This window comes from Cryobacterium sp. MDB1-18-1 (assembly GCF_004402735.1).
Lineage (GTDB): Bacteria > Actinomycetota > Actinomycetes > Actinomycetales > Microbacteriaceae > Cryobacterium > Cryobacterium glucosi.
The window spans coordinates 20,044-33,301 of record NZ_SOFR01000032.1 but is presented as its reverse complement, the minus strand read 5'-3'; the positions used below and the strand labels follow the sequence as shown (position 1 = coordinate 33,301).

Annotated in this window: 14 protein-coding genes; 3 read left to right on the top strand and 11 right to left on the bottom strand. The window is 63.9% G+C overall.

Annotation, left to right across the window (positions count from 1 at the left end):
* Window positions 1-84 precede the first annotated feature (84 nt).
* Window positions 85-471, top strand: coding sequence for a DUF1304 domain-containing protein (locus E3O50_RS07965; RefSeq protein ID WP_134446336.1), 387 nt, complete (start codon window positions 85-87; stop codon window positions 469-471).
* A 90-nt stretch (window positions 472-561) separates the two neighbouring features.
* On the opposite strand, the gene E3O50_RS07960 is transcribed toward E3O50_RS07965, so the two are convergent.
* The 5 genes from E3O50_RS07960 to E3O50_RS07940 all read right to left on the bottom strand — a co-directional run bounded on the left by E3O50_RS07960 (window position 562) and on the right by E3O50_RS07940 (window position 4,016).
* Window positions 562-1,239, bottom strand: coding sequence for a hypothetical protein (locus E3O50_RS07960; protein WP_134446335.1), 678 nt, complete (start codon window positions 1,237-1,239; stop codon window positions 562-564).
* Window positions 1,236-1,691, bottom strand: a complete 456-nt coding sequence (locus tag E3O50_RS07955) for a hypothetical protein (protein ID WP_241975549.1) — start codon at window positions 1,689-1,691, stop codon at window positions 1,236-1,238. The genes E3O50_RS07960 and E3O50_RS07955 overlap by 4 nt, the downstream gene beginning before the upstream one ends.
* Before the next feature lie 31 nt (window positions 1,692-1,722).
* Window positions 1,723-2,736, bottom strand: a complete 1,014-nt coding sequence (locus E3O50_RS07950; RefSeq protein WP_134446334.1) for an MAB_1171c family putative transporter — start codon at window positions 2,734-2,736, stop codon at window positions 1,723-1,725.
* Window positions 2,736-3,230, bottom strand: a complete 495-nt coding sequence (locus E3O50_RS07945; protein WP_134446333.1) for a hypothetical protein — start codon at window positions 3,228-3,230, stop codon at window positions 2,736-2,738. The genes E3O50_RS07950 and E3O50_RS07945 overlap by 1 nt, the downstream gene beginning before the upstream one ends.
* Before the next feature lie 282 nt (window positions 3,231-3,512).
* On the bottom strand, window positions 3,513-4,016 hold the full coding sequence (locus tag E3O50_RS07940; RefSeq protein WP_198413380.1) for a DUF1772 domain-containing protein: 504 nt from the start codon (window positions 4,014-4,016) through the stop codon (window positions 3,513-3,515).
* Window positions 4,017-4,341: 325 nt separating this feature from the next.
* On the opposite strand from E3O50_RS07940, the gene nrdD reads away from it, so the two are divergent.
* Both nrdD and nrdG read left to right on the top strand, forming a co-directional pair.
* Entirely contained in the window at window positions 4,342-6,525 is a 2,184-nt protein-coding gene (nrdD, locus tag E3O50_RS07935; protein ID WP_241975548.1) for an anaerobic ribonucleoside-triphosphate reductase, read from the top strand.
* On the top strand, window positions 6,518-7,120 hold the full coding sequence (nrdG, locus tag E3O50_RS07930) for an anaerobic ribonucleoside-triphosphate reductase activating protein (protein ID WP_134446332.1): 603 nt from the start codon (window positions 6,518-6,520) through the stop codon (window positions 7,118-7,120). Before nrdD ends, nrdG begins: the two co-directional genes overlap by 8 nt.
* 88 nt (window positions 7,121-7,208) lie before the next feature.
* Here the strand turns inward: nrdG and E3O50_RS07925 are convergent, their stop codons facing one another.
* The 6 genes from E3O50_RS07925 to E3O50_RS07900 form a co-directional block, all read right to left on the bottom strand.
* A complete protein-coding gene (locus tag E3O50_RS07925) occupies window positions 7,209-8,669 on the bottom strand; it encodes a glycoside-pentoside-hexuronide (GPH):cation symporter (protein ID WP_134446331.1) in 1,461 nt (486 codons plus the stop codon).
* 254 nt (window positions 8,670-8,923) lie between these two features.
* Window positions 8,924-9,397 carry a redoxin domain-containing protein gene (locus E3O50_RS07920; RefSeq protein WP_134446330.1) on the bottom strand — a complete coding sequence of 158 codons (474 nt, stop codon included), beginning with the start codon at window positions 9,395-9,397 and terminating at the stop codon, window positions 8,924-8,926.
* Window positions 9,398-9,548: 151 nt separating this feature from the next.
* Window positions 9,549-10,019, bottom strand: coding sequence for a MarR family transcriptional regulator (locus E3O50_RS07915; protein ID WP_134446329.1), 471 nt, complete (start codon window positions 10,017-10,019; stop codon window positions 9,549-9,551).
* Window positions 10,020-10,114: 95 nt separating this feature from the next.
* Window positions 10,115-10,951: a DUF1684 domain-containing protein gene (locus E3O50_RS07910; protein WP_134446328.1), complete on the bottom strand. Its 837-nt coding sequence runs from the start codon at window positions 10,949-10,951 to the stop codon at window positions 10,115-10,117.
* Between the two features lie 217 nt (window positions 10,952-11,168).
* The gene (locus E3O50_RS07905) at window positions 11,169-12,503 is read right to left on the bottom strand and encodes an MFS transporter (RefSeq protein WP_134446327.1); all 1,335 of its coding nucleotides are present in this window, start codon (window positions 12,501-12,503) and stop codon (window positions 11,169-11,171) included.
* A gap of 72 nt (window positions 12,504-12,575) precedes the next feature.
* Window positions 12,576-13,214 (bottom strand): RpiB/LacA/LacB family sugar-phosphate isomerase, encoded by a 639-nt coding sequence (locus E3O50_RS07900; protein ID WP_134446326.1) that lies wholly within the window; start codon window positions 13,212-13,214, stop codon window positions 12,576-12,578.
* Between the last annotated feature and the right edge of the window lie 44 nt (window positions 13,215-13,258).

Below are 13,258 nucleotides of genomic sequence, written 5' to 3'. Positions count from 1 at the left end.
GTCGTTTGCTGTGGTCGCGCCCGAGCCCCGGATACGGCAAGATGGATTCCGTACCGATTGGTTCACAATATTCCGGAGGAACCCATGCTCATCGCCGCCCAAATCGTCGCCACCATCGCCGCACTCCTGCACGTGGTCTTCTTCCTCTTCGAGAGCGTGCTCTGGATGCGCCCCTCTGTCTACGGGCGGTTCGGGATCGCATCCAGGGACGAAGCGGCGACGATCCGCACGATGGCGTACAACCAGGGCTTCTACAACCTCGCCCTCGCGGTCGGGGTGCTCGTCGGCGTCGTGCTGCTCGCGCAGTCCGGTTCCGCGTTCACCGCGGGCAAGACGGCCGTCATCTTCGGAACCGCCTGCATGTCGGTTGCCGGCGTCGTCCTCGCTTCAACGGGACCCTCCTACCGACGCGCGGCCGCACTCCAGTTCTTCCCCGCCGCCCTCGCCCTCGTCCTGGCCAGCCTCAGCTGAGCCCACGAACACCGCCTCCCGCGTGGCGACCACGCTCGGCGCGCACGCCGACCTCCGGCGCCGGTACCGATCGGCCGGGCCGGATGGATGCTAGTCGACCGCGGCCTGCGCGGTCAGCAGGCGGGTCACGGCCGCGAGCATGGGTGCGCCCCAGCCGGTCGCCCGGGTTCCGCGGTCGTGCTCCGGAATCGCACGGTTATAACTCTGGTCGAAAACGACAACGCTACGTCCGGCCTTCAGCAGACCGGTCACGACGGGCGGGGCGTCGTCGACGAACAGGTCGATCCCCTCGAGCGCGTGCTTGTCGAAGCCCGAATGCACGACCGTGGCCAGGGGCAGTCCGTTCGACGCGATCCACTCCCGCGTATCGGAGTTGAACTCGTCGCTCCTGGCCGTGACGGCGACAAGCTCGCATCCGGCAGCCTCAAGGGCGAGAAGCGTCACGAGAGCCTCGTCGAACACGGCGAGGCCCAGGTAGAAGCCGTGGCGTTCGGCATGACCAAAATGACTGAGGAAGTCCGGCATATCGACGAACCACGCGTCGTCGCCGATCCACATGGCGTACTGGTCGAGGTCGGGGAATCGCGTGGACCGTTCAGCCAGGGGGATCGAGAGCTTCTCCCCCATCCAGGTTCGGAGACCACCGACCGTGTCAGCGGTCGTCGCATCAAGGTCAACCCCGAGACGCGGGGCGCGGCCGTGCGCGGCCCGGAACCGATCAAGCGCTGCAGTCAGATCGGCGGGAGCCACAAGTGCGTTCGGAATCATTCGAGTGTGTCCTCTTCCAGAAGTTGGGTGATGGTGCGCAGAGTTTCCGGGGAGACATCGCCCAGAGTCCTCGCGGCGAAATTCACGACGCGTTGTGCGCGGAGCCTCTTGACAAAGGCGAGTTGGGCGTCCACGCGGACGGGGATATCGTCGTCGGAACCCAGGAGGTAGGCCGGTGGGATCCGGAAGAATTCGGCAATTCCGGTCAGGAGTTTCTCGTCGGTCACGAGCGGGCCGGTCCCCGCGATCATATATGCCCACCGGGCTCGGGAGAGGGAAAGCGACCTGTCCCGCAGGCCCTCGGCTATCTCGCGGTAGGTATACGGGGTATTCCCCTCGGCGACGACGACGTCGAGCAAGAGGTTGAGCTTCCTCGCCAGTTCCATTTGCGCACTGAGACGCTGGGCGGTCGGGGGAGTCTTGCCGTTCACGTCAGGCGTTCCCCTCTTCATCGGCGCGCCGCCCCTGCTACGTCTCGTCGCATCACGGCTGACCCTCCACAGTCACAATGGGCAACACTCGAGGACCAGCCGGGGAAGCGAGGTGCTCCGCCGTAGCCAACAGCGCCTGGTCCGACTGCGATATTTCCTGAGGATACAGCAGGAGGCAATCACGGACCTCGACATAGCGACGGTAGAGTCGCGCAGCGGCGCCGCGGGTCAGAACCAAGTGGATCTTCGTTTCAGGAACGTCGAGGCTGAGTTCAGGCGACTCGGATAACAGCCGCTCCCAGAGAGGTGCGAGCCGCACCAGGAGTACGCGAACCTGGACTTCCCGTTGGACTCGCATGACGCCGTCAACCGCCGCCGTGAGGCCGAATCCAACGGCCAGGCACGAGGGCGCGATCAATAGCGCCGCATAGTAGACGCCGCCAGTCCCGGTCGCGAAGTCAGCATTGTGGCTGACGTTCGCCATGACCGCATTGAGGAGGCTGACGACGGCGTACACGATCACACCGGCGCAGCCGACAACGACGAAGCCGAGTGAGACCCGGGTCAGTCGTCGTCGCTGCCTTCGCCGGTCCGAGAGACATGCTGCCGCCACCGTGACCGAGAAATACGCCAGGGCTACCCAAGTGGTCGCCGCATACGCCGTGTAGTCCCACCGATCAAGAAAGCGGATGTCCGGCATCAGTCGCCAATCGGCCCCGAAGAACAACACTGACTGAATGAGAATGACCACCCCCGGGAAGATCGCAGAGATCGGTTTGATCCGCCACCCACCGGGTTGCACCGACGATGCGGCCCGCACGAGTTCGTTGAGAAGCGCTACAGCGATGACCGCAGTGACGTGGAAAAGGTAATACGTCACGTTCACGCCGCCGAGAGCGGCATCGAGCACGTCGAAGACAAGATCGGTCTGCAGCGACATCGTCAGCGCGAACACCGCAAGAAACGAGAACAGCAGGCGCCGACGGCCCCGCACGACGGATGGGAGGCAGAACAGGGTGGCCAGCCAGAGGAGCGCGCTCACGCCACCAGCGATGAGGGAGGCCATTACAGCACCCGCCCGAATCCGGTCCGGGCACCGTCCCGGGCCTCCGCGCGGTCACTCAGCATAGTCAAGGCGAGCCGGTCGCCGATCGCTTCGGCGAGTGCTTCCAGCTCGTCGGTCAAACTGCTTCGCAAAAGTGCGTGCACGATGGCGTCGTAGGGGATCAGGGGCGCGAATCGCGCAACTTGATCGGCCGAGAGCAATTCCTTGTCGTCGCTGAGGATCATATGGCCGTATTCATGGTTGATGAGCTGCTGCCGATGCACCGCCGAGATCGTCGGGGCATGGTGGATGCGCTCGAAGGCTTCGCCGGCGACCTCGATCCAGAGTCCGCAGACACCAGCGTGCAGCATCGTTTCGCTGCCCTCACGGATCACAATCTGCTTTTTCCGGACGCTCTCCATATGCGCGTGGAGCCGCTCGGGCGTGAGCGGCCGCGGCAGATCGAGTGCCGCGACAAGCTCGTGCGCGCGCTTCTGGCGTTCTTGGTGATCCATAGTCTTTCCCCCGGTCGATGCCACGTTCGACCGATTCTGGAACGTAACTTTGGACATGTCTAACGTCTGCTACGCTTGCCTTCGGTTGGACATGTCTAGGTTACAGTTCCGGGGGGAACGCCGTAACCGGCATGTTCGAACCAGGCACGACGCGGATTCATGGGCGACAGTGGGGCGTCGCCGTGCGCGTGGTGCGGAGCTGCCCACAGGCCTCCGCACCGCGCAGCCGCCTCGTCGCAGGCCCGTCCTGCCGAACCGTGCTGACCCGCGCGCTGACCCGAATCAGGCCGTTGCCTGGCCGTAGAGGATCAGCGACCAGGCCAGGGAGACGAATGCTGCCGTCGCCGTCGCCGTCCGCACCCGATTCCAGGTCGCCCATCTGGCCTCGTTGAATTGCCTCCGCACTTGAGCCAGATCCTGAATGCCATCGGGCACCCCGGCCGCTTTGATCGCGTTATTGAGGGGCAGGTGAATCGCGATCGTGACCACAACGTCACTCAGGATAAGGAGAAAGGCGGCAATGATCCAGGGCGCGCCCGGACGTCCCAGATTCTTCAACACGGCGGCGCCGGCCAGCACCAGGGACCCGAAGAATGCGCCGAGCATGAACCAGGGATTGATGATCCCACGGTCCAGCGACTGGAACGCGACCACAAAGGTGCGGTCGTCCGCGGTCTTCAGGCCGGGCATGATCGTGTGCGCGTACAGCGCGAAGACGCCGGCCGTCAACCCGGTCGTGATCGTGGCCCCGAGAAGCGCCACCCCGGCCACGATGTCGGCAATCACGTGTGGCTACGATTGTGAGGTGTCGTCATGGCGGACAGTCAAGCACCGCACTGCCCGCTCATCCAGATTCCGATCCAGATTTCGATCCAGAATCTGGCCAATTCCGACACCATTCGCGTGGCGCGGAGCAAAATATGCCCCTGTGGTCTGACCACAACAGGTAGTATCAATCTCACGCCCCAACCACTAGATATGGTCTTTCGCCCGACTTACTGTCCCGCTCGATTGTCGTGGGGAGTATTAATCAAGGAGACGGCAGCGCGTGTTGAAGATGGAAACCCCCGGCACAGGAACGCTTACGGCTGGCAGCAGTCTCAGCACGCTTATGGTCGCAAAACGCGACGGTCGACGACTCGCCTTCGACGATGCCCGGATCTATGCCGCGCTGGCCAAGAGCTTCACGGAAGTGAACGGCGAACTGACCCCGCTCACGCACCGGATCATCCGCGACCTGGTCGCTCGTGTCGATCGCGAGATAGCCTCGCGCTTCGCGGTCGACATCAAGATCTACGAGGTCCAGAACATCGTGGAACACGCCCTGCTGGACAGCAAGGAATACGACGCCGCAGAGGCGTACATCAATTACCGGATCCAGCGCGACTTCGCGCGCAGCAAGTCCACCGATATCAACCACTCGATCATCAAACTGATCAGCAAAGACGAAACGGTCGTCAACGAGAACGCCAACAAGGACAGCGATGTCTTCAACACCCAGCGCGACCTGACCGCCGGCGCGGTGGGCAAGGCGATCGGCCTGAAGATGCTGCCGCCGCACGTCGCCAACGCCCACCAGAAGGGCGACCTGCACTACCACGACCTCGACTATCACCCCTATGCCCCGATGACGAACTGCTGCCTCATCGACTTCAAGACGATGCTCAGCACCGGTTTCCGGATCGGCAACGCCGACGTCGACCCGCCCCGCTCGATCCAGACGGCCACCGCGCAGATCTCGCAGATCATCGCGAACGTGTCGTCGAGCCAGTACGGCGGATGCTCGGGCAACCGGATCGACGAGGTGCTCGCCCCCTACGCGGAGAAGAACCTCCAGAAGCACCTCGCCGACGCCCGGACGTGGATAGCGGACGAGTCCCAGCACCAGCAGTTCGCGGAGGAGAAGACCCTCAAGGACATCTACGACGCGATGCAGAGCCTCGAATACGAGATCAACACCCTGTTCACCTCGAACGGGCAGACCCCGTTCACCTCGCTCGGCTTCGGCCTCGGCACCAGCTGGTTCGAACGCGAGATCCAGAAGGCGATCCTGCAGATCCGCATCGAGGGTCTGGGCCGCGAGAAGCGCACCGCGATCTTCCCGAAGCTGATCTTCACGGTCAAGCGCGGTCTCAACCTCGACCCGACCGACCCGAACTACGACATCAAGCAGCTCGCGCTCGAGTGTTCCACCAAGCGCATGTACCCCGACATCCTGAACTACGACAAGATCGTGGAACTCACCGGCAGTTTCAAGGTGCCGATGGGCTGCAGGTCCTTCCTCCAGGGCTGGAGGGACGAAGACGGCAACGATGTCTCAGAGGGCAGGATGAACCTCGGAGTCGTGACGCTCAACCTGCCGCGGATCGCCCTCGAGGCCGCCGGCGATAAGGACAAGTTCTGGAGCATCCTCGCCGAACGTGTGAGCATCGCCCGCGACGCCCTGCTCTTCCGGATCGAGCGCTGCAAGGAAGCGACCCCGGAGAACGCACCGATCCTCTATGTCTACGGCGCCTTCGGCCAGCACCTGGAGGCCGGCCAGTCCGTCGACACCCTGTTCAAGAACAAGCGCGCCACCGTGTCGCTCGGCTTCATCGGCCTCTACGAGGTGGCCGCGGCTTTCTACGGCGGAGCCTGGGAATCGAACCCCGAGGCGAAAGACTTCACCGTCGACATCCTCCGCACGCTCCACGACCGCACCCAGGAGTGGAGCAATGAGTACGGCTACCAGTTCAGCGTGTATTCGACCCCGAGCGAGAGCCTGACCGACCGGTTCTGCCGGCTCGACACCGCGAAGTTCGGTTCGGTCGCCAACATCACCGACAAGGACTATTACACCAACAGCTTCCACTACGACGTTCGCAAGAGCCCGACGCCGTTCGAGAAGCTCGACTTCGAGACGGTCTATCCCCAGTTCGCCTCCGGTGGGTTCATCCACTACTGCGAATACCCGATCCTGCAGCAGAACCCCAAGGCACTCGAGGCGGTCTGGGACTACTCCTACGACCGGATCGGCTACCTCGGAACCAACACCCCGATCGATCGTTGTTACGCCTGCGGCTTCTCGGGCGACTTCGACGCGACGGAGCGCGGCTTCGAGTGCCCCGAGTGCGGCAACGCCGACCCGATGACCTGCGACGTCGTCAAGCGCACGTGCGGCTACCTCGGCAACCCGCAGGCCCGTCCGATGGTGCACGGCCGGCATATGGAGATCACCTCCCGGGTCAAGCACATGGCGGGCGCCACCGGCATCAGCGGGGAGGATGCCCCAGCACCGGTCTCCGAGGATGCGTAACCCCCGGCCCGGCGAGTGGCTGTCTGAGAAGCTGAGCCAGCACTACGTCGGGGACTACAAGCCCTTCGTCTTCGTTGACGGCGAAGGCGTGCGGTGCAGCCTGTACCTGTCCGGATGCCTGTTCGCCTGCGAGGGCTGTTTCAACGAAGCCACCTGGAGCTTCCGCTACGGCCAGGAATACAGCCAGGAGCTCGAAGACCAGATCCTGGCCGACCTCGGCCAGGAGTACGTCCAGGGCCTGACCCTGCTCGGCGGCGAACCGTTCCTCAACACCGGGGTCTGCCTCGGGCTGATCGACCGGGTGCGCCGGGAGTTCGGCTCGTCGAAGGACGTGTGGTCCTGGACCGGATACACCTTCGAGGAGCTGTTGCTCGAGAGCCCGGACAAGCTCGCCATGCTCCGCGGAATCGACGTTCTGGTCGACGGTCGGTTCGAGCTCGCGAAACGTGACCTGAAACTGCAGTTCCGGGGCAGCAGCAACCAGCGGATCATCGACGTCCCCGCGTCCCTGACCGCCGGAGAGGTGGTCCTGTGGGGTGGACTCCGGGATGCGACGAGCACCTTCGAACAGATCGAGAAGCGCCAGCTGATCTAGTCACCCGTCGTCCCGCACCCTCTTCGCGACTGCCGAAACTCCGAAGGGCGCCCGCCGGCGGATGCCTGCGGACGCCCCGAGGGCCCCGTTACTGCTTGCGGAGGGTTGCGTTCGTGCTCTCGCCGATAATGCCGTGCTCCCAACGCCCCTCGTCGAGGTCGTTGGCGATCCTGCGGTACTTGTCGTCGGACACGTTGTAGATGAAGTAGATGATGATGGCGGCGATGGCCAGCGCGAGGGCCGGGTACAGCGTCATGACCGCCTTGATTCCTTCGAGGGTCTCACCAGACTGGCTGGTGGCCTTGGCCACGTATCCGGTGACGGCGAGCATGCCGGCACCGACGACCGCGGCGAGGGACTGGGCGAGCTTGCGGGAGAAGCTGAAGGCGGCATAGGTCATGCCTTCCTTGCGCACCCCGGTGTGCCATTCGCCGTAGTCGATCGTGTCGGAGACGAACGCCCAGGTGATGCCGTTCGGGATGGCCAGTGCGGCGTAGCCGATGGTGACGAGGATCATGAACGTCCACAGGTTGGTCGGGATGATGAAGTTCAGCCCGTTGGCGACGATCGCGATAATGAAGCTGCCCATCACGGTGCGCTTCTTACCGAAGCGCATGACGAGCTTCGGGATGAACATGATGCCGACGATGGACGCACCGATCATGACGAGGTTCAGTACGGCCTGGAGGGCGATGTTGCCGAGGTTGTACTGGGCGAAGAAGATCATCATCATGTTGTTGACGTTCATCGACGAGATCGTGAAGAGGGACATCAACACGAGTCCGAGCAGCGGGCGGTTGGTGAGAACTGCCCTGGCGTAGTCCTTGATGCCGTTCTTGCTCGAGCTGGCTGCCCGGTTGATGACGACGTTCTCTTTCGTGCCCCGGTAGCAGAGCACGAATGAGACCATGCCGAGGAGTGCCATCGCGAGGGAGGCCCACATGTAGTTCTCTGCGGTCATTCCGCCGAGCATCATCATGATCGGGATGAAGGCGAATCCGCAGATCCACTGGGCGCCGAGCGAACCCGCCTGGCGAGAGGTGGCCAGCTGGGCGCGTTCCTTGATGTTGCGTGTCATCACGGAGGCGAGCGAACCGTACGGGCCGTTGACGAAGGAGTAGACCCCGCCCCAGATCGCGTAGGACCCGGCGGCGAAAGCGATTTTCCAGCCCATTTCCACGTCGGGCATGGTGAAGGTGACGACGGTCATGATCGCGAGGAGGAACGCACTAACCATCATCACCGGGCGGAACTTGCCGCGCTTGCCGATCTTGCGGCTGTCGATGAAGATCGCGGCGAGCGGGTCCATCACGGCGTCGAAAAGTTTGACGAGCACGAAGATCAGGGCGACGACTGCCGGGCCGATGCCCGCGGTGTCGATCCAGAACTTGGTCAGGTAGGCCTGGCCGAGGTCGAACATGAACCCGTTGCCCAGGTCGCCGAATCCGTAGGCGACCTTCTCCTTGGAATTGAGCCGGGCTTCGGAACCGAAGATGGCCGGGGTGGGCTCCTCGGCGGAGACAACCTCCGCGTTCTCTTGGATGGTCATGGTCGCTTTCCTCTTTCCACTCTGAGCGTCATTGCTGATTTGTGGGGAGTGTCCGCGTGGCGGAACAGACTTCCATCAGTCACTGCCATACTAGTGGGAATTCTCAGCCAATCGCAAGCATTCTTCAGGTCTGCCGAGGCTCACTGTGACCGTTTGATTCCGTTCCACGGAATACCATTCTGAAATTGAGTCCGCAGAGACATGAAAAAAAGGGGCCGTGACCACGTGGCCACGACCCCCGCAAACAAGAAGTACTAGGCGGACGTACTCGCCGTCAGCGCAGCGATCGCCGCAGCCAGGTCGGCCTTGTTGTAGCTGGCGCCGGGATTGGTCGATATGTGGGAGTAGCGGACCGTGCCCTCCTTGTCGAGCAGAACGCCGCCGGACTGCTGGATGGCGCCGAAGACCTTGCGGAGCAATCCCGCCTCGGCGTGTGCCGTTCCGTCCCTGCCGATCACGACTGGGAACGGCACACCGCGCTTCGCCTTCCACGCTGTCGCCGAGGCCTCGTCTTCCGGCACAGCCACGATGACCTGAACGCCCGTTGCCGCCAGCTCATCCTGCTGCGTGGTGAGGGTGCGAACTGCTGCGTTGCACTGGGCGCAGGACAGTGCGCGCATGAAGTAGACGAAGACATTCGAGGTTCCTCGGTAGTCGGCGAGGTTCAGGTCTCCCCCGCCAGCCTCCCGAAGCTGCAAGTTCAGGGTGGAGCCGATTTCGATTGGCATGTGATTCCTCCGGTTGGGTCGTACGCGGATGCTGGGTGACGGGACAGTGGGTGAAGGGACAGTGGGTGACGGAACGTTGGTGGCGGAACGGTGGGTCGCGGATGGCGGCTGCCCGGCCAGAAGTAGCACGACCGCTCGGTGACGAGCGCAGCTAGCGCGTGAGCTCGCTTCGCGACGACGAGCGCAGGGTGTCGGTGAGGGCGGACATACCCGAGGTGATGCCGTGCAGGCTCCCGAGCAGGTCGCGCAGTTCCTCGACGGTCGTGATCCCGTAGGCAGGATCCAGGCAGCGTACGACTGAGGTGACCCGGTCGTGCAGTAGCCGACCCTCGGGGGTCAGCGCCACGATCACCGTGCGCTCGTCACCCTTCCGACGTTCCCGGGTCAGGATCTGGCGCGCCTCGAGCCGCTGCAGGAGCGGGGACAGGGTGCCCGAGTCGAGGAACATGGCGCTCGCGAGCGCACTCACCGAGGACTCGCCCTCGGACGCCAGCACGACGAGCACCAGGAACTGGGGGTAGGTGAGGTCCTCGTCGGCCAGCACGGCACGGTACGCCTGGGTCACGGCGCGGGAGGCCGCGTACAGGGCGAAGCACGGCATCTCACTCAGAGGACTGGTCATCTCATAACCTTTGCACACAAACTCTTTGTGCACAACACGTGCGGCAGCCTGCCGCATGCCCCGAACCGATTCGGCGGCGGCCAGGGACGGCGAGGCTAGAGGGTGACGGCCACGCGGGCCACGGGAATCTTCTCGCCGGCTTCGACGGCGAATGGAATCCGGTTTTCCGCGGGCGGAAGCGGGCAGGTCGCGTAGTCGGTGTACGCGCAGGGCAGGTTGACGGCGCGGGTGAAGTCGAGGGTTGTGCGTCCCTCGGCGTCAGGGGCGGCGACCGTCAGCGCCCGGTTCGCGGCGTAGGTCGTGAGGCCGCTCGTCGCATCCGTGAAGACCACCAGGAGGGAGCCCGGCGCGTGGCCGCTGAACGCAGTCAGGTGGTAGGGCGCGCCATCGTGGGCGAATTCCAGTTCGCCGGGCGCGGAGTAGACATGCTGCAATCCTTCGACTGCGGCACCGACCGTGACGTCGCGCGGCGGATCGAAGGGCAGGAAGCGCGCCTCGACGCGCCAGCCCGGGTTCGGCAGGTACGTCGGCGTGCCGGAGTAGGCAGCACGGAACTGGGTGTCCGGGTGCCGCGGGCGCACGATCAGCTCGCCGCCGCGCCGGGCGATCTCAATGACCGCGTCACCGGCCCGCGCGTTCACGCCGTCGCGTTCAGCGATCGCGCCGAAGGAGTGCCGACCCGTCAGCTCGACGCCGTCGAGGCTCAGCTGTTCGTCGGCGGCGAGTTCAACGACCGGGCCGACCTCGTCGACCGACCAGGCGCCGGGTGCGTCTCCGAAGCGCTCCGGTTCGGTCGTCAGGAAGTGCAGGCCCGTGATGGCCAGGAAACCGTCCGCGGCCGCGCGCTGGGTCTCGTGCGCCGCATGCCAGTCCTCCCAGTCCGAAACGAAGCCTGTGGGATCGATGGCCGGGGAAATCGTGTCTGTCGTCATGTCCCTGAGGCTAGTTTCGATGTGCTCGTGGACGAGCGGATGTCGACACGAACGGTCATGTGCGCAACACGCGTTCATCCCGCTTGCGCCCTGCTCTCGCAACCGCCATCATCCGTCCGCTCGGCTCTCGGCCGGCCGGGCGGGTGCCGGGGCGGCTCACGACAAAACCCCCTGCCTCCCGGTCAAATACGGGAGGCAGGGGGCTTTGTCGTGCCCGTTACTCAGCCAGGCTCTCGCCGGCTCCGTTGCGGAGGAGCAGGGTGGCGCCCGCTGCGATCACGGTGACCACCAGGGTGGTGATGCCGATCACGATCGGGATGTTGCTCGTTCCGGGAGGAGCCATCAGGGTGAAGATCGCCGGCGCGAACGCGGCAAGCATCAGGCCGACGTTCTGCGAGACGGCGAAGCCGGTGACGCGCAGCCGGGTGGGGAACTGTTCCTGGTAGGCCGTAGCGAAGGTGGCGTTCCACATCTGGAAGAAGATCGACATGGCGAGCACTCCGAGGATGAGCACCAGGGCGAAATTCTTCTCCTGCACCGCGAAGAGGAACGGGATCGAGGTGAGGCCACCGCCGAGGGCTCCCGTGATCATGAGCGCCTTCCTGCCGAAGACGTCGGACAGTTTCCCGAACAGCGGGATCGTCAGGGCCGAGACCGTGTTGATGATGAGGATGATCCAGAGGAACTCACTCGTCGTGAAGCCGACACCGTAACTCTCCTGCTTTCCGTAGGTGACACCGAAGACCAGGGTCGCCGTGCCGATCACGTTGGCGAGGGTGCTGATCACGCAGATGAGGAGCATGCGCGGGTAGCGACGGAACAGTTCGATCGCCGGGGTCTTGAACTCCTTGACCTGGGACTGCTTCAGGTAGGCGGGCGGCTCTTCGATGTTGCGGCGGATCAGGTAGCCGGCGAGGATGACGACCGCGCTGAGCAGGAACGGAATTCTCCAGCCCCAGGTCTGGAAGGCCTCGGCGGGAAGCGCGGATGCCAGCGGAAGCATGAACGCGAGGGCGAGGATGCTGCCGATCTGGGATCCCTGCAGGCTGAAGCTCGCGAAGAAGCCGCGCTTCGAGTCGGGCGAGTGCTCGACGATGAGGGCGTTCGAGGCGCCCAGCTCGCCGGCGACGGCGAAGCCCTGGACGAGCCGGAGCACCACCAGCAGGATCGGCGCGAGAATGCCGACCTGGGAGTACGTCGGCAGAACGCCCACGAGGAGCGTGGCCAGGCCCATCATCATCATCGCGATGACGAGGACGTGCTTCCGCCCGTGGCGGTCGGCCAGGTTGCCCAGGACGATGGCGCCGATGGGCCGCGCGACATAGCCGACGCCGTACGTGGCCAGCGAGGCGACGATGGCGACGGCCGGGCTCGAGGTGGGGAAGAACACCGTCGGGAAAACGAGTGCTGCTGCCTGGGAGTACAACGTGAAGTCGTAGTACTCCAGTGCGCTTCCGATCCACCCACTGAAGGCGGCGCGCTTGAGATTGCGGGATGAAACCTGTTTGTCGTTCGACGGCGTCCTCTGTGACGTTGCCGTGTTTTCGCTCATGACGAAACCCTTGATCTTCCTTGATAAGTGGTTCTAGTGTGATCGTTCGTGGTGCAGAGTGCAGTTCGCCGGTCAGGCGAGTGACGCGAGGATGTAGTCCCGCACCTCCCCCGGCTCGGCGTTTGCGGTGAAATACTCCGTGAAGTTCTCGGTGGCGATGGTCTCCTTCAGGAAGTCCTGATCGATTTCCTTGAGCACCTGGATGAGGGGCTTGTACACGACCGCCTTCACCTCGTTGAGGATGCGTGCATTGCGCTGCTCAGGGACCACCCGCTCCTTGGGGTACCCGCCACCCATCGGCTCGGCGAACAGGCGCTCGAAGATGAGCGTGAGGTTGAGCTCGGCTCCCCAGCCGAAGCCCTTCGCATAAGGGATGGAGAGCGCGTTGCCTCCGTTGATCTGGGAGAAGAGGTAGGCATCCGTCGGTTCGATGGCGATGCCGCAGACCACGCCGGGGAAGCTGTTACAGGCGAGCATGGCCCCCACGCCGGTGCCGCAGCCGGTGACGACGAAGTCCACGGCCTTTGTGCCCAACAGGATCGAGGCGAGGAGACCGTTCTGAACGTAGGTCAGCTGGCTCTCGCCCTCTTTCCCGGTCATCCCGTAGTTAAAGGACTCGTAGCCTTTCTCGTCGGCCACATCCTTGAGCGCCGTGTAGATGACGGCGTTCTTGGAAGCCTGGGAGTTCTCGTTTATCAAAGCAATCTTCATTGGTTCTTCGACCTTTTTCATTGATGGTGCTCACGAAATGGTGC